The organism is Streptomyces sp. NPDC028368 (assembly GCF_055565615.1).
In genome coordinates this window covers 354,048-376,104 of sequence record NZ_JBVHTY010000006.1, presented here as the reverse complement: position 1 = coordinate 376,104, position 22,057 = coordinate 354,048, and the positions used below count along the sequence as shown (strand labels likewise).

Genomic DNA, 22,057 nt, shown 5'->3' with positions numbered 1-22,057 from the left:
CGCACCGCAGTTCCTGACCGGGCGAGTCTCCGCGCCGTCACGGCCCGAACAGGCCCTGCTGCCCGCCGGCACCCGCTTGCTGCTGCGGCGGGACCAGCCCCATGTGGGCCCACGCCGCCGGCGTCGCGATCCGGCCCCGCGGCGTCCTGGCCAGCAGTCCTTCCCGTACGAGGAACGGCTCGGCCACCTCCTCGACCGTCTCGCGCTCCTCCCCCACCGCGACCGCCAGCGTCGACAGACCCACCGGGCCGCCGCCGAACAGCTTGAGCAGGGCCGTGAGCACGGCGCGGTCCAGGCGGTCCAGGCCGCGGCCGTCGACCTCGTAGACGGCCAGGGCCTGAGAGGCGATCTCGCGGGTGATCACGCCGTCCGCCTTGACCTGGGCGTAGTCGCGGACGCGGCGCAGCAGGCGGTTGGCGATACGGGGCGTGCCGCGCGACCGGCCGGCGATCTCGGCGGCGCCCGCTGCCGCTATGTCGACATCCAGCAGGCCGGCCGAGCGGTGGATGACCCGCTCCAGCTCGGCCGGGGCGTAGAACTCCATATGGCCGGTGAACCCGAAGCGATCGCGCAGCGGGGGCGGCAGCAGACCGGCCCGGGTCGTCGCCCCGACCAGCGTGAACGGGGGAAGCTCCAGCGGAATGGCGGTGGCCCCCGGCCCCTTCCCCACGATCACATCGACGCGGAAATCCTCCATCGCCATGTAGAGCATTTCCTCGGCGGGCCGGGACATCCGGTGGATCTCGTCGAGGAAGAGGACCTCGCCCTCCTGGAGGGAGGAGAGGATCGCGGCGAGATCGCCGGCGTGCTGGATGGCGGGGCCGGAGGTGATCCGGATCGGGGCGCCCATCTCGGCCGCGATGATCATCGAGAGGGTCGTCTTGCCCAGCCCCGGGGCTCCGGAGAGCAGGACGTGATCGGCGGTGGCGCCACGGGCGCGGGCGGCCCGCAGCACCAGGTCGAGCTGTTCACGCACCCGCTCCTGGCCGACGAACTCCTCCAGGTCCTTGGGGCGCAGCGCGGCCTCGACGGCGGTGTCCTCGCCGTCGGCATCGGCCGCCACCAACCGGTCGGGCGCGTCGGCGGGCAGGTCGTCGGCGGTGGAGGGTGCGGTGTCGTCCCAGTTCACTGCGGGTTGCCTCGCGGGGTCGGGGCGGCCGGGCCGCCGGTGGAGTCGTACGGTCGGGGGCGCGCGGCCCGTCCGGCGCCGGTCATCGCGCGCGGTTCAGCGTCTGCAGGGCCGCCTTGAGTAGCTGCGGCACCTTCGGCTGCGCGCCGTCGGCGACGGCCGCCTCCGCCTGCGGGGCGACCGCGTCCAGCGCTTCGTCCGCCTCGCGGGTGGCATAGCCGAGTCCGATCAGCGCGGCGTGCAGCTGGTCGCGCCAGCCGGCCGTGACGGGGCTGCCGATGGCCGCGCGGCTCGTGCCCATGGGCGCGCCGAGCCGGTCCTTGAGCTCCAGGAGCAGCTTCTGCGCGCCCTTCTTGCCGATGCCGGGCACGGCGGTGAGGGTCTTCTCATCGCCGTTGGCGACCGCCAGCCGCAGGGTGTCCGGGGCGTGCACGGCCAGCATGGCCTGCGCGAGCCGGGGGCCGACGCCGCTGGCGGTCTGCAGCAGCTCGAAGGTCTGGCGCTCGTCGTCGTCGGCGAACCCGTACAGCGTCAGGGAATCCTCGCGGACGACGAGGGACGTGGCGATCTTGGCCTGCTGACCGATGCGCAGCCCGGACAGGGTGTTGGGCGTGCACTGGACGGCCATGCCGATACCGCCGACCTCGACCACGGCGGAGTCGGGGGCCAGGGCCGCGACCGGGCCGGAGACAAAAGCGATCATCGGGTGCCCTTCAGCGTGCGTACGGGAGCGGCGCGGCGGGCCGCGGCATGCGCCTGCTGGAGGCGGTTGACCGCGGGAGCGCGCCAGATGTGACAGATGGCCAGCGCCAGGGCGTCCGCGGCGTCGGCAGGTTTGGGCGGCGCGTCGAGCCGCAGCAGCCGGGTGACCATCGCGCCGACCTGCGCCTTGTCGGCGCGGCCCGATCCGGTCACGGCGGCCTTGACCTCGCTGGGGGTGTGCAGCGCCACCGGCAGTCCGCGGCGGGCGGCGCAGAGCATGGCGACCGCGCTGGCCTGGGCGGTGCCCATGACCGTGCGGACGTTGTGCTGGCTGAACACCCGCTCCACGGCGACGTATTCGGGGCGGTGCGTGTCCAGCCACTCCTCGATGCCGCGCTCGATGAGCACGAGGCGGTGCGCGATATCGGCGTCCGCGGGCGTCCGCACGACGCCGACCCCGGCCATCGTCAGCGGCCGGCCGGCCATCCCTTCGACCACGCCGACGCCGCAGCGCGTCAGCCCCGGGTCCACCCCGAGCACCTTCACGGTGCCCCTCCCCTCATGCCGTACCTGATGCCGCACCTGCCTGCCGCACCTGCCGTACCGTTTCGGCCCGCCGCTCCCCCATGGGGGGACGGAGATCCCCTGCTCAGCACAGTATCGGGTGGCACTGACAACGCGACGGGCCGACGGGGTGTGTTCCCCGTCGGCCCGTCCGCGTCAGCCGTGGTGTGGCCGCCTCAGGCGTCGACCTTGGCCATGACGTCGTCCGAGACGTCGAAGTTGGCGAAGACGTTCTGCACGTCGTCGCTGTCCTCCAGCGCGTCGATCAGCTTGAAGATCTTGCGCGCGCCCTCTTCCTCGAGCTCGACCTGCATGGTCGGGACGAAGTTGGCGTCGGCCGAGTCGTAGTCGATGCCGGCCCCCTGGAGCGCGGAACGGACCGCGACCAGGTCGGTGGCCTCGCTGAGCACCTCGAAGGACTCACCGAGGTCGTTGACCTCCTCGGCACCCGCGTCCAGGACGGCGCCGAGCACGTCGTCCTCGGCCAGCTCGCCCTTGGGGACGATCACCACGCCCTTGCGGTTGAACAGGTAGGACACCGAGCCCGGGTCGGCCATCGAACCGCCGTTACGGGTCATCGCGACGCGGACGTCGGAGGCGGCGCGGTTGCGGTTGTCGGTGAGGCACTCGATGAGGACTGCGACACCGTTGGGGCCGTAACCCTCGTACATGATGGTTTCGTAGTCGGCGCCGCCCGCCTCGAGACCGGCACCGCGCTTGACCGCGGAGTCGATGTTCTTGTTGGGCACCGAGCTCTTCTTCGCCTTCTGGATGGCGTCGAAGAGGGTCGGGTTGCCGTCGATGTCGGCGCCACCGGTGCGCGCCGCAACCTCGATGTTCTTGATCAGCTTCGCGAAGAGCTTGCCGCGCTTGGCATCGATCACGGCCTTCTTGTGCTTCGTCGTAGCCCATTTAGAGTGGCCGGACATCCGCCTGTCTCCTTCGCGTAACCCACTTCTGAAACGAACGCCTTGGATCCTACCGGGGTCACGTCACACGGTGTGACGCACCATGTCCACGAACAGGGCGTGGACCCGGTGGTCGCCGGTGAGCTCCGGGTGGAACGACGTGGCGAGGACGTTACCTTGTCGCACGGCCACGGTGTGCCCGTTGTACGTCGCCAGCACCTCGACCGCGGCACCGACCGACTCGACCCAGGGCGCCCGGATGAAGACGCCCTCAACCGGTCCGCCGGGGATGCCGGCCACGTCGATGGCCGCCTCGAAGGACTCGTTCTGCCGTCCGAAGGCGTTACGGCGCACGATCATGTCGACGCCGCCGAGCGTCTCCTGGTCCTCCCGGGCGTCCAGCAGCTTGTCCGCGACCATGATCATGCCGGCGCAGGTGCCGTAGACCGGCTTGCCCGCCCGGACGAACGCGCGCAGCGGCTCGAGCATGCCGAAGGAAACGGCCAGCTTGGACATGGTGGTGGACTCGCCGCCCGGTATGACCAGGCCGTCGACCTCGTCCAGCTCCTCGGGGCGGCGGATCGGCCGCGCCTGGGCGTCGGCGTCCGCGAGCGCCTTGACGTGCTCGCGGACGTCACCCTGGAGCGCCAGCACACCGATGATGGGGGTGCTCATCTGCCTGTACGTCCCTGTCCTTACCAGCCGCGGTTGGCGTAGCGCTCGGCCTCGGGGAGGGTGTCGCAGTTGATGCCGACCATGGCCTCGCCCAGGTTGCGGGAGACATCCGCGATGACCTTGGGGTCGTCGTAGAAGGTGGTGGCCTTCACGATCGCGGCGGCGCGCTTGGCGGGGTCGCCGGACTTGAAGATGCCGGAGCCGACGAACACGCCCTCGGCGCCGAGCTGACGCATCAGTGCGGCGTCGGCCGGGGTGGCCACACCACCGGCGGAGAACAGCACGACCGGCAGCTTGCCGAGCTCGGCGACCTCCTTGACGATCTCGTACGGGGCGCGCAGCTCCTTGGCGGCGGCGAACAGCTCGTTGTTGTCACAGCCGCGCAGCTTGGCGATCTCGGCCTTGATCTGACGCAGGTGGCGGACCGCCTCGACGACGTTGCCGGTGCCGGCCTCGCCCTTCGAGCGGATCATGGCGGCACCCTCGGCGATCCGGCGCAGCGCCTCGCCCAGGTTGGTGGCACCACAGACGAAGGGGGTGGTGAAGGCCCACTTGTCGGAGTGGTTGACCTCGTCGGCCGGGGTGAGGACCTCGGACTCGTCGATGTAGTCGACACCGAGCGACTGCAGGACCTGGGCCTCGACGAAGTGGCCGATGCGGGACTTGGCCATGACCGGGATGGAGACGGCGTTGATGATCCCGTCGATCATGTCAGGGTCGGACATCCGGGCCACGCCGCCGTCCTTGCGGATGTCGGCGGGGACCCGCTCCAGGGCCATGACGGCGACGGCGCCCGCGTCCTCGGCGATCTTCGCCTCTTCCGGCGTGACGACGTCCATGATCACGCCGCCCTTGAGCTGCTCGGCCATACCGCGCTTGACGCGCGCGGTTCCGGTCTCGGGGTGCTGGGGCGTGGTGGGCGTGCTGGACACGGTTGACCTCACTCTTTGCGGGTGGTTGTGCGTGTCGCCCACACAACCGTTTGCGTGGGGGCAGAGGAAAGGGCCAATTCAAGGCGGGTGGCTCGTTACGACATCGCGTCACATGGCCGGGAGTCGCGCGTCGGACCTCCCGTCCGACGATCTCTGCCCGTTTTACCCTCTTTTACCTTCGGTCTCCATTGTCAGCCACCCGCCGAGCGGTCGTCCAGCACCGCCGGCGGCTCATCATCCATCTCGAAGGCCAGGGGGAACGGGGCGTGGCCCGCGAGGCGGAGGTAGCGCACGACCCGGTGCCGGCGGACCGCTCGTGCGGCCCGTACGGCGTCGTTGTGGAAGCGGCGGGCCATCGGGACACGGCGTACGGCCGCAGTGAGTTCGGTAACCGTCTGCTCGCCGCCGGGGGCCTGCCGTACGGCTTCCAGCTGGGCGTCTTCGGCGAAGATCGCGCGCAGCGCCTGGCTCAGTTCGCTCTCCGCGACCTCGCGGTGATCGTCCTGGGCCTGCCGGGCCTCGTGGGCGGCCTGGTAGAGAACGATGGAAGCGGCGGGGTCGAGAACCCCCGACGTGCCCACCTCCTGGGCAACCGAGGCGCGGCGCAGGAGCTGGGCGTCCAGGGCCGCCTTGGCCGCGTCGATCCGCGCGTGCAAACGGTCCAGACGGCCGGCCGTCCAGCTCAGGTAGATACCGATGAGGACGATCGCGACGGCGATCCAGATGAGGGTGGTCACGCAGGGCGACGTTACCGGTATCCGGCGGGGGCGCCGATGCGCTGCGCTGTGCCTTGGCCGTACGTGGTCGGGTGCGGCGCCGTTTCGCCTGCCGGGTCGCTGCGCTGTGCCTTGGCCGTACGTGGTTCAGCGCGGCGCCGTTTCGCCTGCGGCGCCGATTTCGCTGCGCGGGGCTGTTCGGCTGCGCCGCCGTTCGCCTGCGGCGGGCTGTGTCCGCTGCGCGGGGCTTTTCGGCTGCGGTGCCGGGCCTCCGCGGCTTCGCCGCTGCGGCCCGGCGCCTTCCGTGGGGGGTGGGTGAAAAAGCGGGTGCGGGGGGCTCGCCTGGGTGGTGTGGTGCGGGTTTGGGCTAGTCGCGGGCCAGGCCCCAGCGTGCCCTCAGGCCTACCCGTTCGTCGGTGGCCACCGAGGCGGCGCCTGCGGTCACCGTTTCGTAGACGGCGAGGATGTCGGCGCCTACCGTCGACCAGTCGAAGCGGCGTACGTGCTTGATGCCGCGGTCGCGGAGTTCGGCGAGGCGGGCCGGGTCGCCCAGGAGGCGTACGGCGGCGGTGGCCAGGGCTTGTGCGTCCTCGTTGGTGAAGAGTTCACCGGCCTCGCCCTGGTCGAGGACCTGTGCGAAGGCATCCAGGTCGCTGGCCAGGACGGGGGCGCCGGCCGACAGGGCCTCCACCAGGATGATGCCGAAGGATTCGCCGCCGGTGTTGGGGGCGACGTAGACGTCCACGCTGCGCAGCAGGCGGGCCTTGTCCTCGTCCGTGACCATGCCGAGGAATTCGACGCGGGAACGCAGGGCGGGGGGCAGGGTCGCGACCGCCTCTTCCTCGTCGCCGCGGCCCGCCACCAGGAGCCGGGCGTCGGGGACCTCGGCGAGAATGTCGGGGAGCGCCTTCATCAGCACGGGCAGGCCCTTGCGCGGCTCGTCGATGCGGCCGATGAAGCCGATGGTCCGTCCCTGCCACTCGCGCTTGGGCTCGGCGCGGGCGAAGAAGTCGACGTCCACGCCGTTGGGGATGACCACCGCGTCGCCGCCGAGGTGCTCCACGAGGGTGCGGCGGGCGTATTCGCTGACCGCGATGCGGGCGCTGATCTTCTCCAGGGCGGGCTGGAGGATCGGATAGGCCGCGATCATGGCCCGGGAGCGCGGGTTGGAGGTGTGGAAGGTCGCCACGATCGGGCCCTGGGCCGCCCAGCAGGAGAGCAGGCCGAGCGAGGGGGAGGCCGGTTCGTGGATGTGGATGACGTCGAAGGCGCCGTTCTGCAGCCAGCGGCGGACCCGGGCGGCGGAGAGGAAGCCGAAGTTGAGGCGGGCCACCGAGCCGTTGTAGGGGACGGGTACGGCGCGGCCCGCGGAGACGACGTACGGGGGCAGCGGGGTCTCGTCGTCGGCGGGGGCGAGGACGGAGACCTCATGGCCGAGCCGGATGAGATGTTCGGCCAGGTCGCGGATGTGGAACTGGACGCCGCCGGGGACGTCCCAGGCGTACGGGCAGACGATGCCGATCTTCACGGCGTCTCCGTTCGGGAGGACGGGGCGCCGGGCTCGTCGCGCGGTTCCAGGTCGGCGAGCCACAGGCGCTGCAGCATGTGCCAGTCCTCGGGGTGGTCGGCGATGCCGGAGGCGAAGGCGTCGGCGAGCGCCTGGGTCATCTGAGCGGCCTTTTCGGTGCGGGTGCCGGTCTGCGGGACCTCGATCTCCGAATGGACCCGGCCGCGCATGACGGGAGTCTCGTCGTACCAGAGAGTGACGGGCAGCAGCATCGCGCCGGTCTGTACGGCGAGCATCGCGGGGCCGGCCGGCATCTTGGCCTCCTCGCCGAAGAACTTGACCGGTATGCCGGAACTGGAGAGGTCGCGGTCGGCGACGAGGCAGACCAGCCCGCCGGCCCGGAGCCGGCGCGCGAGGGTGCCGAAGGCGGCGCCGCCGGTGTGCGGCAGGACCTCCATGCCCAGGCCCTCGCGGTAGCCGACGAAACGGTCGTAGAGGGATTCGGGCTTGAGGCGTTCGGCGACGGTGGTGAAGGGGGTGTTCAGCTTGGTGGTGACCCAGACGCCGGCGAGGTCGTAGTTGCCCATGTGGGGCAGGGCGAGGATGACGCCGCGGTCGCTTGCCAGGCCGTCGGTCAGGTGGTGGACGTCCTCGGCCACGAAGCCGTTCCTTATGCGGTCCTTGCTCCAGGCCGGCAGGCGGAAGGATTCCATCCAGTAGCGCATGTACGAGCGCATCCCGGCCCGGGAGAGCTCGGCCAGGCGCTGCGGCGAGGCGTCCGGGACGACCCTGGCGAGGTTCGACTCCAGGCGGCGGATGCCCTTGCCGCGGCGCTTCCAGACGGTGTCGGCGATCCGCTGCCCGAGCCGTACGGCGACCCCTTCGGGCAGCTTCTTGACGGTGCTCCAGCCCAGGCCGTAGAGCCTGTCGGCCAGCTTCCCGGTGTCGATGACCGGCTTGCGGCTCATACGCCGTTCCCCCCTTGTGCGATGGCGTCGGCCTCGGCCGACTCCCGGCGTACCGTCACCACGCGCTGGCCCAGGGTGACGGCGCTGCCGACGCCGACGATCCACAGCGCGATCGGCAGCAGGATTTCGACGCCGGGCACCCCGAACGTGCGCAGACCCGCCAGGCCGCAGGCCACCAGCGTGATGACCAGCCGCTCGGCGCGCTCCACCAGGCCGTTGACGTTCACCGGCAGTCCGATGGCCTCGCCGCGCGCCTTGGTGTACGAGACCACCTGGCCGCTGGCGAGGCAGAAGATCGCCATCGCACAGAGCACCAGGTCGTTGCCGCCCCCGGCGTACCACAGGGCCAGCCCGCCGAAGATCGCCGAGTCGGCGACCCGGTCGAGGGTGGAGTCCAGAAAGGCCCCCCAGCGGCTGGAGCGGCCCAGCTGGCGCGCCATGTTGCCGTCGACCAGGTCGGAGAAGACGAAGAGGGTGATGACGACCGTGCCCCAGAAGAACTCGCCCTCCGGATAGAAGATCAGCGCGCCGGCCACCACGCCGCCGGTCCCGACGAGGGTGACCGCGTCCGGGCTGACCCCGAGGCGAATGAGCAGGGCGGCGAACGGCGTGAGAACACGCGTGAAGAAAGCACGCGCGTACTTGTTCAGCATGGCCTTCCCGGAGGTCGATACGGGCCGCGCGGTCAAGGGGCCACCGGCTGGCCCATCGTAGCCAGGCGGCCACGGGCGACCACGAACGCATCGCGGCGCCGGGTGCAACGCACGGCGCAGGCCCCTTGCCGCACGCCTCCCGGCGCATTCCCGGGCCGGATCACCGGCCCGATCCCCCGCCCCCCGTTGCGCCATGTATGGACGCATGGTGACCTCGGTGGAAAGCTCGAATCACCGCAAAGTGTCGACCTGGAGGCGAGACACATGAGCGAGAAATCGAGTACACGCCCGGGAGCCGCCGGAGGCGCATCGACGGCCGACCGGCCCACCGCCCTGCGGAATGTGGTGCTGGTCGGCCACAGCGGCTCGGGCAAGACCACCCTGGTCGAGGCGCTCGCGCTGGCATCCGGCGCGGTCAATCGGGCGGGCCGGGTAGAGGACGGCGGCTGTCTGTCGGACTACGACGAGATCGAGCACCGCCAGCAGCGTTCCGTACAGCTCTCCCTGGTCCCGGTCGACTGGGGCGACATCAAGATCAATCTCCTGGATACCCCCGGATACGCCGATTTCGTCGGGGAGCTGAGGGCCGGTCTGCGGGCAGCGGACGCGGCCCTCTTCGTCGTTTCGGCGGCGGACGGGGTGGACGGCTCGACCCGGATGGTCTGGGACGAGTGCGCGGCGGTCGGCATGCCGCGCGCACTGGTCGTCACGCACCTGGAGGCGGCCCGGTCCGACTTCGACGAGATGACCCAGCTGTGCCGCGACACCTTCGGCGGCGAGGATCCTGACGCCGTACTGCCCCTGTATCTCCCGCTGTACGGCACGCCGGGCGCCGACGGCCACGCCCCCGTGCACGGCCTGATCGGTCTGCTCTCCCAGCGGGTCTTCGACCACTCCTCCGGCGAGCGCGCGGAGCGTGCGCCGACGGCGGACGAGCTGCCGCTGATCGAGCAGGCCCGTAACCGCCTCATCGAGGGGATCATCGCGGAGAGCGAGGACGAGTCGCTCATGGACCGGTATCTCGGCGGCGAGGAGATCGATATCAAGACGCTCATCGGGGACTTGGAGACGGCGGTCGCCCGGGGCACCTTTCACCCCGTACTGGCCGCCGCCCCGGCCTCCGACGGCGCCAAGCAGGGGCTGGGCACCGTCGAGCTGCTGGAGCTGATCACCGGCGGTTTCCCGACGCCCGCGGAGCGTGAGGCACCGGCCGTGACCGGTACCGACGGCACTCCGTGCACGGCGCTGGCCTGCGATCCCGACGGCCCGCTCGCGGCCGAGGTGGTCAAGACCTCCTCCGACCCGTACGTCGGCCGGATCTCGCTGGTCCGGGTCTTCTCCGGCACCCTGCGCCCCGACGAGACGGTGCATGTCTCGGGGCACGGTCTGGAGGACCGCGGGCACGAGGACCATGACGTCGACGAGCGGATCGGCGCACTGTCCGCCCCGTTCGGCAAACAGCAGCGCCCGCTGTCCCAGGCGATCGCGGGGGATCTGGCGTGCGTGGCGAAGCTGACCCGTGCCGAGACCGGCGACACCCTCTCGGCCAAGGACGCTCCGCTGCTGATGGAGCCCTGGACGATGCCGGACCCGCTGCTGCCGGTCGCCATCGAGGCACACAGCAAGGCCGACGAGGACAAGCTCTCCATCGGCCTGGCCCGCCTGGTGGCGGAGGATCCGACGCTGCGTCTGGAACACAATCCGGACACCCATCAGATGGTGCTGTGGTGCCTGGGCGAGGCCCATGTCGATGTGGCGCTGGAGCGGCTGCGTTCCCGCTACGGCGTCCAGGTCGACACCGTGCCGCACAAGGTGGCGCTGCGGGAGACCTTCGGCTCCGCCGCGTCCGGGCGCGGCCGCCATGTCAAACAGTCCGGCGGCCACGGCCAGTTCGCGATCTGCGAGATCATGGTCGAACCGCTGCCGGGCGGCTCCGGCATCGAGTTCGTCGACAAGGTCGTGGGCGGCGCGGTGCCCCGGCAGTTCATCCCGTCCGTGGAGAAGGGCGTACGCGCCCAGGCCGCGCGCGGGGTCGCCGCCGGGCATCCCCTCGTCGACATCCGCGTCACGCTGCTGGACGGCAAGGCGCACTCTGTCGACTCCTCGGACGCCGCGTTCCAGAAGTCCGGTGCGCTGGCGCTGCGCGAGGCCGCCGCCGACATCCGGATCGATCTGCTGGAGCCGGTCGCCGAGGTGAGCGTGCTGGTTCCGGACGATTTCGTCGGCCCGGTGATGAGCGATCTGTCGGGCCGCCGCGGCCGGGTGGTGGGCACCGAGCAGTCCGGGGCGGGCCGCACCCTCATCCGCGCCGAGGTCCCCGAGACCGAGCTCGGCCGCTACGCCGTCGATCTGCGCTCCCTCTCGCACGGCACCGGCCGCTTCACCCGCGGCTACGCACGGCATGAACCGATGCCGCCGCAGCTCGCCGACAAGGTGCGCGAAGAGACGGAGAACGACGCCTAGTCGAACGGCGCATAGTGAACGGTGCATCAGCCGCTGTCCGGCTCAACTCCCTTGGGCTGGACGGCGGCTGTACGCTGAGAGCGGAGGTCACAGGCTCAGCAGGTGTGCCGTGAGCGGTAGTCGGGAAAGAGCCGCATCATCGGATGCGTGCGGTGATGGGGGCGGTAGTGGCAGACGGCTTTGACTTCAGTCCGGGGGCGCAGGTGCCGGTCTCCGGGGGCGCCGGCCAGACGGCCGCGACCCAGGCGCTGGCCTCGGCCGCCTATCGCGACAGCCCGCTCGCCGACATCGCCAAGGCCGACTCCGATGCCCACAAGTCCGAGATCAAGAAGCCGAAGCTGTCGCTGTTCGCCCCCAACCTCGGCGAGGCGTTCTCGCGCGCCGTCCAGGTACGGATGCTCGGCGGCGGCCGCAAGGCCCTCATCCAGTCCTTCGGGACGGAACCGCAGACCATCGTCGAGCACTGCCTGTCCGCCACCCGGGTCCGCAAGCAGCGGGACGCCAAACTCACGCTGATCATGGTGCTGTTCGGGCTGCTGTTCCTGCCCGGTGTGCTGCTGTGGCTGGGCGCCTTCCAGCTCAAGAAGATGCTCTCCAAGGACGGCGAGGGCAGCGGCGTCTCCCTGCTCGGCGGGGCGCTGCTGGTGGTGCTGGCCGGTGTCGCCGTGTTCTTCATGGTCAAGCTGCCGCTGAACGGCTTCTGGCCGCTGTACGTCCGCGCCATGGTCATCGCCCCGGTGGTCGGGTGGTGGTGGGCCAAGCAGATCTGCGAGACGTCCGCCGTGGCCATGCGGGAGGCGTGGAAAGGCCTGCTCGAGGGCGGTGGCGTGGCCGCGAAGATCCCGGAGGCGGTACCGCAGGATCCCAACCAGGTCGCCGCCGAGACCCTCCGGCAGAATCTCGCCAAAGTCAGCGCCGAGCAGAGCAGCAACGTCGTCTTCTACGCCGGCCCCAAAGGGATACTCGGCATGGGGACGCGCTGGGGCAGCTGGCAGCTCGCCGAGGAGCTCAGGCCCGCGCAGGAAGGCGTCGAGATCCACCCCTTCCGCAGCTGGGACGTCGTCCGGGTGATCCACGACCGGCTGCGTCTGCTGGAGCGCTCGCCGCTGCACACCGGTGGCTTCCCGGCCCCGTCGGTGCGCCACTGGATCGTCGCGCCGGTCGGCGAGAAAGCCGGCTCGGTCTCCCGCCCGGACGGCACGGACACCGACGCGTACCAGATCCGCGGGCACGAGATAGAGCGCATCTGCAACGAGCAGCAGTTCGGCGCCGGCAACCGCCACTATCTGGGCGTCCAGTTCGTCCTGTGGGACGGCCAGCTGGTGCTCACGCTGATGATCACCGTCACGGTCCTGCACGAGACGCTGCGCATCGAGGTGACCGGTCACGCCCTCGGCCCGGTCCACGGCCTCTTCACGACCAAGCCGGAGCCCAAGACCAAGGACGTCGCGAAGACCGTCCGGTTCTGGGAGACCAAGAAGATCACGCTCCCGCTCATCGACGCGGGCGAGGTCGTCCGGCTCGCCGCCCGCGCCCCGCTGACGTGGTTCCCGCCGGTCCTGGACTTCCTCGGCGGCAAGCTCACCCTCCCCGAGCCGTTCGGTCTGCGCCATGTCTGGGCCGACAAGCCCTGGCGGCACCGCTTCATGGCCGACGACGCGCTGCGCGCCGCGACCCCGGTGCTGCGGGTCGTGCACGCCGCCGCCATGAGCGTCCTGAAGGAGAACGGCGTGGACACCGAGCGCTTCGACAACCGCTCGCTGGTGCTGAGCGGGATGGTCCAGAGCGTGGAGCCGAGGAAGGCCGACGAGTACCAGGCCTAGGGCTGTTCCAGGGCCTGTCCGGTGGTGGAACGTCCTCCTAGCGGAAGATCCCCGTGTGGCCCAGCGAGTACCGTCCCGGCTGCGGATACACCGCCAGTCCGTGCGGCCCCTGGCCCACGGGGATCTTCGCGAGCGTCTTGCCGCTACGGGTGTCCAGTGCGTACACCTCCGAGTTGTAGCGCCCGGACAGCCACAGCACCCGTCCGTCCGCCGAGACACCGCCCATGTCCGGGCTGCCGCCGCCGCGGATGTGCCATTTGCCGACGAGGTCGCCGGTCTTGAAGTCGAGGAGCGAGATGGAGCCCTCGCCCCGGTTGGAGATGTACATCTTCTTCGAGTCGCGGCTGACGTAGAGGCCGTGGGTGCCCTTGCCCGTGGGCAGCAGCCGCGGCTTGGTGAACCGGTCGCCGTCCAGGACCCACACCCCGTCGGCCATCATGTCGGCGATGTACCAGGTCTTGCCGTCCGGCGAGATCTTCACGTCCTGCGGCATCGCGCCCTCGAACGGCAGCTTCTCCTGGCCGATCACCTTCATCTTCTCGGTGTCGACCTTGAGCAGCTCGCCGGAGAACTCACAGGAGACGATGAAGTACCGCCCGTCCGGTGAGAAGTCGGCATGATTGACGCCGGCGCAGTTCACCGGAAGGGTCTTGCGGACCGCCATGGTGTGCGGGTCCCGGAAGACCAGCTGCCGGTCCATCGAGGCCATCACGACCGCGTACTTCCCGTTGGGCGTGAAGTAGAGGTTGTACGGGTCATGGACCTTGACGGGCTTGCCGGCCTTGCCCGTGGCGGCGTCGATCGGGGTGAGGTCGTGCCCCCGGTTGTTGTTGACCCAGAGCGTTTTCATGTCCCACGACGGCACCACGTGCTGCGGCTGGACGCCCACCGGGATCGTCTCGATCACCTTGTACGTCTTCGGGTCGATGACGCTGACCGAATCGGAGCCGGTGTTGGGCACGTACACCCGTGAGGGGAAGTCCCGCACCTGCCGCGCCAGCCTGTTGGGCCGGTCCGCGGCGTAGAGGTCGCTCTCGTCCACCAGCGGCGGCATTCCGGGCAGGCCCGGCTTGACGGCCCTGGCCTCCGAGGGCCTGGCGGGGCGCGGGCTGTTCTCGGCGGCCTTGGTCGCGCGGCCGCTGGAGCAGCCAGCCGCCGCCAGGACGCATGCCACGGCGAGCAGCGCGGCCTCCCGGCGGCCGGGCCGGGGGGATCTGCGGACGGGGGTACGGTTCCGGTCAGCCATCAGGTCACTAGCTCCGTTGTCGTCACCGCGCGCAGCCCGCGCCGGCTCAGTCCGTCGAGGATCGAGGGCAGCGCGGCCACCGTGCCGGCGTGCCCGAGGTGGAGGCTCACGACCGAGCCCGGCCCGACCCCGTCCAGGACCGTGCGCCGGACGGCCGGGGCACCGGGGTCGTTGGAGTCGAGGGAGTCCAGGTCGTAGGACAGGACGTGCGGATAGCCGGCCTTGCGTGCCAGCCGGGTCACCAGGTCCGATGCCCGCCGGGTCTGCGAGGGGCGGAACCAGCTGCCGATGCTGCCGGTCAGCCGCCGCAGCCGGTCGGCGCACCCGCTGATCTCCGCGTACGCCTCGGCCTCCGGCAGGGCGCAGATATTGCGGTGGTGCAGCGTGTGATTGCCCAGCTCGTGGCCGCCGTCGAGGATCCGGCGGGCCATCGCGGGCTGCTCGTCCAGCCAGTCGCCGACGGCGAGCACGGTCACCCGGGCACCGGCCCGCTCGGCCTCGCTCAGCAGGGCGGTCGCCAGCTTGGGGTCGCCCCGGCCGTGGAAGGTCAGCGCGACCGCATGGCCGTCCCGCGGCCCGTGCTCGATCTGTACGGGCCGGCCGGGCGCCCTGGTCGGCGGCCGGGCGGCATGCGCCGGGACCGGATTCGGTGCGCTGGGCCCGCCGGAGTGCGGGGAGGTGGGGGCCCGTACGGCCGAGGCGTCCGTACGGGCCGGGGCACAGCCCGAGGCGAGCGCACCGGCGGCCGCGGCCGAGGTGGCCGCGCGCAGCACGGTGCGACGGTCTGGGAAGGTCACCACATCATTAGAGTGGCAATCATCCGAATTTGTGGCGATCTATCCGATTTACCCGGTCGCGTGTCGCCCGAGGCACCGCCGGACAGGCCCTAGGCGGGCCAGGCCTCCGCGAGCATCGTCCGGGTGTCGGCGAGGAGTTGGGGCAGCACCTTGGTGTGGCCGACCACCGGCATGAAGTTGGTGTCGCCGCCCCAGCGCGGTACGACGTGCTGGTGGAGATGGGCCGCGATCCCGGCGCCGGCGACGGTGCCCTGGTTCATCCCGATGTTGAACCCGTGCGCCCCGGACGCCGTACGCAGCGCCGTCATCGCCCGCTTCGTGAACTCCGCGAGCTCCGCGGTCTCCGCGTCGTCCAGCTCGGTGTAGTCCGCGACATGCCGGAACGGGACCACCATCAGGTGCCCGCCGTTGTACGGATACAGATTCAGCACCGCATAGACCTGCTCGCCGCGCGCGATCACGAGGCCGTCCTCGTCCGACTTCGCGGGGATCGTGCAGAACGGACAGCCGTCGTCGGCCCCCGGGCCGCTCGGCTTGTTCTCGCCCTGGATGTAAGCCATCCGGTGGGGCGTCCACAGGCGCTGGAAGGCGTCCTGTGTGCCGACTCCGATCTGCTGTTCCGGCTCGCTTGTCATACGGGCCAGCATATTGCTTCGCCCATTGGCAGCGTGTCGTTGGGGCGGACCTCACCGGCCGCTCCGCGATGCTGAACCGATGGACGGGCAACAGCGGCTGCGGGAGTGGGGGCGCACTGCCGAGCCCTGCCTCCTGGTCGCCTCGCTGCTCTTCCTCACCTCCTACGCGGTCCGGGTCCTCGTCCCCGGCCTCTCCCCCGGCTGGCACACCTTCTGGGCGCTCGTCACCGTGGTGACCTGGGGGATCTTCGTCGTCGAATATCTGACCCGGCTGCTGCTCAGCGACGACCGCCGGCGCTTCCTGCGCACCCGCTGGCTGGACCTGGTGGTGACCGTACTGCCCCTGCTGCGGCCGCTGCGGATCGTCGAAATGCACGAGCGGATGCAGCGCCGCAGAGATCATCCGCGGCTCGCCCTGGAGGCCCGCGTCATGGCCTACGCCGGTCTGACCTCGCTCCTCCTGGGCTTCGCCGCCAGCCTGGCCGTCTACCACGACGAGCACTCCGCCCCGCATGCCACCATCCGCAGCTTCGGCGACGCGGTGTGGTGGGCGGCCTCGACCCTGACGACGACGGGCTACGGCGACGCCACCCCCGTCACCGGACGCGGCCGGGTGACGGGGGTGGGCCTGATGTTCGTCGGGGTGGCCCTGGTGGGCGCGGTGGTGGGCTCGTTCTCGTCCTGGCTGCTGCGGCGGTTCCGGCTGGACGGGGAGAGATAAGGACACGGCACAAGGACATGAGGAGGCCCCGGAGAGCGGGTCGCTCTCCGGGGCCTCGCGCTCAGACAGCGGGTGTCACACCTGGACGCGGCGCTCCACGATGTCCAGGATCTCGGCGATCGCCTCGTCGCGCGGAATGCCGTTCTTCTGCGACCCGTCGCGGTAGCGGAACGAGACGGCACCGGCCGCCATGTCCTCGTCACCAGCGATGATCATGAACGGGACCTTGGCCTTCTGCGCGTTCCGGATCTTCTTCTGCATCCGGTCCGACGAGGAGTCCACCTCGACCCGCAGCCCCTTGGCCTTCGCCTGCGCGGCGAACTCCTCCAGGTACGGAACGTGCGCGTCACCGATCGGGATGCAGGTCGCCTGCACCGGCGCCAGCCAGACCGGGAACGCCCCCGCGTAGTGCTCGAGCAGGACCGCGAAGAACCGCTCGATCGAACCGAAGAGCGCCCGGTGGATCATGACGGGCCGCTGCTTGGAACCGTCCGGCGCGGTGTACTCCAGGTCGAACCGCTCGGGCAGGTTGAAGTCCAGCTGGACGGTGGACATCTGCCAGGTACGGCCGATGGCGTCCTTGGTCTGCACCGAGATCTTCGGGCCGTAGAACGCGGCGCCGCCCGGGTCCGGGACCAGCGGCAGCCCCTGCTTCTCGGCCACCTGGCGCAGCGTCTCGGTGGCCTCTTCCCAGACCTCGTCCGAGCCGACGAACTTCTCCGGGTCCTTGGTGGACAGCTCCAGGTAGAAGTCGGTCAGACCGTAGTCGCGCAGCAGGTCCAGGACGAAGGTGAGCGTCGAGTCGAGCTCGTCCGCCATCTGCTCCTTGGTGCAGTAGATGTGCGCGTCGTCCTGGGTGAAGCCGCGGGCACGGGTCAGGCCGTGCACCACGCCGGACTTCTCGTAGCGGTACACGGTCCCGAACTCGAAGAGACGCAGCGGCAGTTCGCGGTACGAGCGGCCGCGCGCGTCGAAGATCAGGTTGTGCATCGGGCAGTTCATGGGCTTGAGGTAGTAGTCCGTGCCCTCGTCGAGCTCCATGGGCGGGTACATACCGTCGGCGTACCAGTCCAGGTGGCCCGACTTCTCGAACAGCTTCCCCTTGGTGGCGTGCGGAGTGTAGACGAACTCGTAGCCCGACTCCTCGTGCCGCCGCCGGGAGTAGTCCTCCATGACCCGGCGGATGATCCCGCCCTTGGGGTGGAAGACCGCCAGGCCGGAGCCGATGTCCTCGGGGATGGAGAACAGATCGAGCTCCGCACCGAGCTTGCGGTGATCGCGCTTCTCGGCCTCGGCGAGGAACTCCAGGTACGCCTTGAGCTCGTCCTTGGTCGGCCAGGCGGTGCCGTAGATCCGCTGCAGCTGCTTGTTCTTCTCGCTGCCGCGCCAGTACGCGGCGGCCGAGCGCATCAGCTTGAACGCCGGGATGGCGCGGGTGCTGGGCAGGTGCGGGCCGCGGCACAGGTCCTTCCAGCACAGCTCGCCGGTCTTGGCGTCGAGGTTGTCGTAGATGGTCAGCTGGCCGGCGCCCACCTCGGCGGAGGCACCCTCGGCGGCGTCCGCGGCGGAGCCCTTGAGCCCGATCAGCTCGATCTTGTACGGCTCGTCCGCCAGCTCCTCGCGCGCATCGTCATCGCTGACCGCACGGCGCGCGAACTTCTGCCCGCGCTTCTGGATCTCCTGCATCTTCTTCTCGATGCGCTTGAGATCGTCCGGGTGGAAAGGGGTCTCGACGTCGAAGTCGTAGTAGAAGCCGTCCTTGATGGGCGGGCCGATGCCGAGCTTCGCCTCCGGGAACAGCTCCTGCACGGCCTGCGCCAGCACATGCGCGGTGGAGTGCCGCAGGATGTTCAGACCGTCCTCGGAGGTGATCTCGACGGGCTCGACCGCATCCCCGTCGGCGATCTCGTACGCGAGGTCCTTCAGCTCTCCGGCCACCCGCGCGGCGACGACGCTGCGCTCGCCCTGGAAGAGGTCGGCGGCCGTAGTGCCCGTGGTCACCACGCGTTCTTCCCGCTCGGAATCGCGTTGGACGGTCACACGGACGTCTGACACCGGTCTCTCCTGACTCATGTCTCTTTCACGTCAGCAATTGCTGCGCAGCCGAATCGTACCGAGCCACCGGACCCGACCGCGAAACGGATTCATCGCCGGCGGCCCGAAGGCCGTCATTCCTCCGCGCCGCACGCCTCCTCGAAGAAGTCGAGATTCTCCTGGAGCGACTTGAGCAGCCGGTCCCGCTCCGCCTCGTCGACCTGTACGGGGGTGACATCGCGGCCGCCGGTGATCCGCCGGAACCCGCCCCGGCTCTCCAGCCGCCCGCTCACCCGGATCGGCAGCCCCACCAGGTGGGCGTGCCCGGCGATCCGGTAGTCCTCCTCCCCCAGCGCGACGCGCACCTGCACCACATCCGCCCCGGTGATCACCCGCAGCCGCACCGTGCCGGGACCGCCCGGCCGCTCCCTGCGCAGCCGTACGACCGTGCCGGTCACCCGTACCGGCAACGAGGGCTCGTCCCGCACATACCGCTGGGCGGCCTGCTGCAGCGCGGGCAGATCGCCGGGCGAGAACTCCACCGGCTCCGGGCGTGCCGCGAAGCCGACCGGGGTACCGGCGGCGGGCGACCACTCCACCGCGATACGGACCCCCTCCGCGTCCCGCACCAGCGCGATCAGCGCCTGCGCCAGCTCGTGGCAGACGCCCAGCTCGACGGCGGCGTCGAAGGCCTCCATCCGGCCGGTGGCGCGCTGGTAGTCGGTGGCGTCGCGGATCGCGTGCAGCGCCCGCTGCAGCCCGGAGACGGCGGCGCGCCCGCCGTGCACGGGGACGAACGCGGTCAGCCGGCTCCCGGCCGACACCGGCCCGACCAGCACCTCGCCCAGGAACGCCTCGGCCTGCCGTTTGTGCCGCGCGCCGTAATAACCGGCACGGGCGTACGTGCCCAGCGCCCCGGCCAGCAGCATCGAGCGGGCCGCGCCGCGCAGCTGCTCCTGCGCCACCCAGTGCACGGCTCCCGACCCGTCGTCCGGGATCTCGCGCTCCCAGCGCACCTCGTCGCTGGGCACCGCGAGCCCCACCAGCACCTCGCGGGCGGACGGTACGGCGCTCTGCGCCAGCGCCGCCAGCGCCTCGGCGATCAGCTCCCCGCTGTCGGGGAACCGGCGGTCGTGCGGCACCAGCAGGCTGGTGCCACCGCCTCCGCCGGGCGGCGTCCACCGGACGAAGTGGCCGGCGGCCCCGCCCCTGCGCCGCCAGCCGTGCCGGGCCAGCAGCGCGCTGAGCACCCTGGGGTCGAGCTGCGCGGGATCGAGCAGCCGGGCATCGTATTCGGCGTATCCATGGGTTGGCCGGTCCATCAGGGTCTCCCTCCCGCCCCGACCCGCGTCATGATCTCGCAGAGCGCGCGGTCGTCGAAGATCCGCGTGGTCGGGATCCGCACAGTGGTCCTGCGCCGGCCGGTCACCGGGTGGCCGGCCAGATTGATCCAGTAGCAGCAGTGGCGCAGTTCGAGACGGTCGTGGCTCGCCCGCAGCCAGTCGTCCTGGGTCCGTGGCACCAGCATCACGACCAGGATCTTGTGCACCGATACGGGCGTACGGGCCAGCTTCACCAGATGGTCGTTGTCGAGCGTGAAGGCGAAGGTCGGACCCGGTGGGTGGGGGGCGATCTGGTAGGTGCACTTGAGCTGCACCTTGATGGTGACCTCGTCGTCGACGGTGTGGCCTGGCGCGGCGTGGCTGACGTGCCAGTCGATTCCGTTGTCCGGGAAGGGCTGCGCCAGGGAGCACCCGGAGGCGGCGGCGATCGCGTGCAGATAGCCCACCTGGAGGGTCTCCATGCAGGCAGTCGTGGCGAGTCCGCCGCGCGCCGGGGTGGTCCGCTGAGGCAGGAGCCCGCCCGGTTCGGGCTGCGCGAGCGTCATCGCGGGGTTGCCTTCCGGGCTGTGCCGATCGATGCGTCTGGCTGACGGGGCGGCCGCACACAGGACGAGGCGGCCCGTCCCTCTGGTTGTCTCCGCGTCAAGTACCTGTCAAACAAAGACCGGTTCGAGAACCTCGCGGCTCGGGTATCACCAGCTCGGATGGCCCGCGTCGTCATCCGCCCCACGAACCCGAGGAGTTGGGATGATGCCGCCCTGGTACGACGGGCCACTTGCTTCCTTCGACACCGAGACGACGGGGATCGACGTCGAGCACGATCGCATCGTCTCCGCGGCCCTGGTGGTCCAGGAGACCCCGCGCTCCACCCCCCGTATCACCCGCTGGCTGGTCAACCCCGGCGTCGCCATACCCGAGGCGGCGACCGCGGTGCACGGCCTGACCGCCGACCATCTCGCCCTGCACGGCCGCTGGCCGGCGCCGGTGCTGGAGGAGGTCGCGCGCGCCCTGGCCGCCCAGTCGGTGGCCGGCCGCCCGCTGGTCGTGATGAACGCCCCCTTCGATCTGACCCTCCTGGACCGCGAGTTGAAGCGCCATCGCGCCAGCTCCCTCGCGGCCTATCTGGGCGGCCATGCGCTGTGCGTCCTCGATCCCCGGGTGCTGGACAAGCACCTCGACCGCTACCGCAAGGGCCGCCGTACCCTGACCGATCTGTGCGCCCATTACGAGGTCGAGCTGGCCGACGCCCACGAGGCGGCCGCCGACGCGCTCGCCGCGCTGCACGTCGTCCGGGCGCTGGGCAACCGCTTCGCCGAGCGGCTGGAGGGACTGCAGCCGGGCGAGCTGCACACCCGCCAGGCGGTCTGGTACGCCGCCCAGGCCCGCGGGCTCCAGGCGTGGTTCGCCCGCAGCGGCACCCCCGAGGCGGTCGATCCCCACTGGCCGCTGCGGCCGGAACTCCCCGCCGTGGCCTGATAGCGCATCAGCAATTCCCGGCCATTCCAGGAATGGCGGCCGGAACGGCATTCCTGGGAGTTCTCACCACGCGCCCCGACAGGCACTCCAACAAAAAGGACCGGGCCGCCAATTGGCGGCCCGGTCCTTGATCCCGGTGGGCGATACTGGGTTCGAACCAGTGACCTCTTCGGTGTGAACGAAGCGCTCTCCCACTGAGCTAATCGCCCGGGTGTCTGCGGGTTTCCCTCGCGAACGAGCAGAACAATACAGCCCGCCACGGCCTTCCATCAAATTCCTGTTCCCGGCCGCCTCACCCCCTGGCCAGCCAGGCGGCCAGCCCCCGCCGCCCGGACCGCATCATCAGCGCGTGATTGAGCCGGAACAGCGGCCGCCCCAGCAGCGCGAGCCGCCGCAGCAGCGGCTTGCAGACCTCGACGTCCTGCTCGAAGACGACCCGCGTCCCGCCGTGGCCCGGCCGGATCGTCCAGCGCGCCCAGCCGCCCATGTCCCCGCGCAGCGTTATCTCCAGCACGCCCGTCCCGGGATCCCGTATCCGCTCGGTCGCCACGACCGTCAGCTCGTACGGAAGCCAGGACCGGAACCGGGCCAGCCCGCTGTGTTCATCGATCGATGTCACCTCGCGCACCTGGGGCCACCAGCGCGGATAGGCCTCGCCGCGTTCGAGCACGGCATAGACGACGGCGGGCGGGGCGTTGAGGAGCCATTCGCTGTGAAAGCGGTGGCGGTGCAGTCGGCTGGACCAGTCGGGCATGATCCCAGTGT

At 70.7% G+C, this 22,057-nt stretch carries 21 protein-coding genes and 1 tRNA gene; 4 read left to right on the top strand and 18 right to left on the bottom strand.

The annotated features are described in order from the left end of the window. Positions 1 to 37 precede the first annotated feature (37 nt). From ruvB to pgsA, 10 genes are all read right to left on the bottom strand, one after another. The gene (ruvB, locus tag ACZ4S3_RS16970; protein WP_467933845.1) at positions 38 to 1,129 is read right to left on the bottom strand and encodes a Holliday junction branch migration DNA helicase RuvB; all 1,092 of its coding nucleotides are present in this window, start codon (positions 1,127 to 1,129) and stop codon (positions 38 to 40) included. An 82-nt stretch (positions 1,130 to 1,211) separates the two neighbouring features. Then, a complete protein-coding gene (ruvA, locus tag ACZ4S3_RS16965; RefSeq protein ID WP_467933841.1) occupies positions 1,212 to 1,832 on the bottom strand; it encodes a Holliday junction branch migration protein RuvA in 621 nt (206 codons plus the stop codon). Next, the gene (ruvC, locus tag ACZ4S3_RS16960; protein ID WP_467933837.1) at positions 1,829 to 2,377 is read right to left on the bottom strand and encodes a crossover junction endodeoxyribonuclease RuvC; all 549 of its coding nucleotides are present in this window, start codon (positions 2,375 to 2,377) and stop codon (positions 1,829 to 1,831) included. Before ruvC ends, ruvA begins: the two co-directional genes overlap by 4 nt. A gap of 194 nt (positions 2,378 to 2,571) precedes the next feature. Next, on the bottom strand, positions 2,572 to 3,324 hold the full coding sequence (locus ACZ4S3_RS16955; RefSeq protein ID WP_467933834.1) for a YebC/PmpR family DNA-binding transcriptional regulator: 753 nt from the start codon (positions 3,322 to 3,324) through the stop codon (positions 2,572 to 2,574). A 63-nt stretch (positions 3,325 to 3,387) separates the two neighbouring features. Then, positions 3,388 to 3,978: a pyridoxal 5'-phosphate synthase glutaminase subunit PdxT gene (pdxT, locus tag ACZ4S3_RS16950; RefSeq protein WP_467933830.1), complete on the bottom strand. Its 591-nt coding sequence runs from the start codon at positions 3,976 to 3,978 to the stop codon at positions 3,388 to 3,390. A 20-nt stretch (positions 3,979 to 3,998) separates the two neighbouring features. Beyond that, positions 3,999 to 4,910, bottom strand: coding sequence for a pyridoxal 5'-phosphate synthase lyase subunit PdxS (gene pdxS, locus ACZ4S3_RS16945; RefSeq protein ID WP_467933826.1), 912 nt, complete (start codon positions 4,908 to 4,910; stop codon positions 3,999 to 4,001). A 191-nt stretch (positions 4,911 to 5,101) separates the two neighbouring features. After that, positions 5,102 to 5,647: a LemA family protein gene (locus tag ACZ4S3_RS16940; RefSeq protein ID WP_467933823.1), complete on the bottom strand. Its 546-nt coding sequence runs from the start codon at positions 5,645 to 5,647 to the stop codon at positions 5,102 to 5,104. A gap of 346 nt (positions 5,648 to 5,993) precedes the next feature. After that, positions 5,994 to 7,154 (bottom strand): glycosyltransferase family 4 protein, encoded by a 1,161-nt coding sequence (locus tag ACZ4S3_RS16935; protein WP_467933821.1) that lies wholly within the window; start codon positions 7,152 to 7,154, stop codon positions 5,994 to 5,996. Beyond that, entirely contained in the window at positions 7,151 to 8,101 is a 951-nt protein-coding gene (locus ACZ4S3_RS16930) for a phosphatidylinositol mannoside acyltransferase (RefSeq protein ID WP_467933817.1), read from the bottom strand. Before ACZ4S3_RS16930 ends, ACZ4S3_RS16935 begins: the two co-directional genes overlap by 4 nt. After that, on the bottom strand, positions 8,098 to 8,754 hold the full coding sequence (gene pgsA, locus ACZ4S3_RS16925) for a phosphatidylinositol phosphate synthase (RefSeq protein WP_467933813.1): 657 nt from the start codon (positions 8,752 to 8,754) through the stop codon (positions 8,098 to 8,100). Before pgsA ends, ACZ4S3_RS16930 begins: the two co-directional genes overlap by 4 nt. A gap of 264 nt (positions 8,755 to 9,018) precedes the next feature. Here pgsA and ACZ4S3_RS16920 point away from each other — a divergent pair, with 264 nt between their 5' ends. Together ACZ4S3_RS16920 and ACZ4S3_RS16915 are read left to right on the top strand one after the other, a co-directional pair. Next, positions 9,019 to 11,217 carry an elongation factor G-like protein EF-G2 gene (locus tag ACZ4S3_RS16920; protein ID WP_467933809.1) on the top strand — a complete coding sequence of 733 codons (2,199 nt, stop codon included), beginning with the start codon at positions 9,019 to 9,021 and terminating at the stop codon, positions 11,215 to 11,217. A 143-nt stretch (positions 11,218 to 11,360) separates the two neighbouring features. Further along, positions 11,361 to 13,040, top strand: a complete 1,680-nt coding sequence (locus tag ACZ4S3_RS16915; RefSeq protein ID WP_467933805.1) for a hypothetical protein — start codon at positions 11,361 to 11,363, stop codon at positions 13,038 to 13,040. A gap of 37 nt (positions 13,041 to 13,077) precedes the next feature. On the opposite strand, the gene ACZ4S3_RS16910 is transcribed toward ACZ4S3_RS16915, so the two are convergent. The 3 genes from ACZ4S3_RS16910 to ACZ4S3_RS16900 form a co-directional block, all read right to left on the bottom strand. Further along, complete coding sequence (locus ACZ4S3_RS16910; RefSeq protein WP_467933799.1) at positions 13,078 to 14,286, bottom strand: YncE family protein; 1,209 nt, start codon at positions 14,284 to 14,286, stop codon at positions 13,078 to 13,080. Then, entirely contained in the window at positions 14,286 to 15,083 is a 798-nt protein-coding gene (locus tag ACZ4S3_RS16905) for a polysaccharide deacetylase family protein (RefSeq protein ID WP_467933796.1), read from the bottom strand. The genes ACZ4S3_RS16910 and ACZ4S3_RS16905 overlap by 1 nt, the downstream gene beginning before the upstream one ends. An 89-nt stretch (positions 15,084 to 15,172) precedes the next feature. Beyond that, the gene (locus ACZ4S3_RS16900) at positions 15,173 to 15,730 is read right to left on the bottom strand and encodes an HIT family protein (RefSeq protein ID WP_467933792.1); all 558 of its coding nucleotides are present in this window, start codon (positions 15,728 to 15,730) and stop codon (positions 15,173 to 15,175) included. Positions 15,731 to 15,797: 67 nt separating this feature from the next. On the opposite strand from ACZ4S3_RS16900, the gene ACZ4S3_RS16895 reads away from it, so the two are divergent. After that, positions 15,798 to 16,439 (top strand): potassium channel family protein, encoded by a 642-nt coding sequence (locus ACZ4S3_RS16895; RefSeq protein ID WP_467933788.1) that lies wholly within the window; start codon positions 15,798 to 15,800, stop codon positions 16,437 to 16,439. A 75-nt stretch (positions 16,440 to 16,514) separates the two neighbouring features. Here the strand turns inward: ACZ4S3_RS16895 and thrS are convergent, their stop codons facing one another. From thrS to ACZ4S3_RS16880, 3 genes are all read right to left on the bottom strand, one after another. After that, positions 16,515 to 18,494: a threonine--tRNA ligase gene (thrS, locus tag ACZ4S3_RS16890; protein ID WP_467933785.1), complete on the bottom strand. Its 1,980-nt coding sequence runs from the start codon at positions 18,492 to 18,494 to the stop codon at positions 16,515 to 16,517. Positions 18,495 to 18,607: 113 nt separating this feature from the next. After that, positions 18,608 to 19,795, bottom strand: a complete 1,188-nt coding sequence (locus tag ACZ4S3_RS16885) for a hypothetical protein (protein ID WP_467933781.1) — start codon at positions 19,793 to 19,795, stop codon at positions 18,608 to 18,610. Beyond that, positions 19,795 to 20,361: a DUF4365 domain-containing protein gene (locus tag ACZ4S3_RS16880; RefSeq protein WP_467933777.1), complete on the bottom strand. Its 567-nt coding sequence runs from the start codon at positions 20,359 to 20,361 to the stop codon at positions 19,795 to 19,797. Before ACZ4S3_RS16880 ends, ACZ4S3_RS16885 begins: the two co-directional genes overlap by 1 nt. Positions 20,362 to 20,566: 205 nt before the next feature. Here ACZ4S3_RS16880 and ACZ4S3_RS16875 point away from each other — a divergent pair, with 205 nt between their 5' ends. Beyond that, positions 20,567 to 21,292, top strand: a complete 726-nt coding sequence (locus tag ACZ4S3_RS16875; RefSeq protein WP_467934233.1) for an exonuclease domain-containing protein — start codon at positions 20,567 to 20,569, stop codon at positions 21,290 to 21,292. Between the two features lie 137 nt (positions 21,293 to 21,429). Here ACZ4S3_RS16875 and ACZ4S3_RS16870 read toward each other — a convergent pair. Then, positions 21,430 to 21,501 (bottom strand) — tRNA-Val (locus ACZ4S3_RS16870). A gap of 83 nt (positions 21,502 to 21,584) precedes the next feature. Further along, positions 21,585 to 22,046, bottom strand: coding sequence for an SRPBCC family protein (locus tag ACZ4S3_RS16865; RefSeq protein WP_467933772.1), 462 nt, complete (start codon positions 22,044 to 22,046; stop codon positions 21,585 to 21,587). Between the last annotated feature and the right edge of the window lie 11 nt (positions 22,047 to 22,057).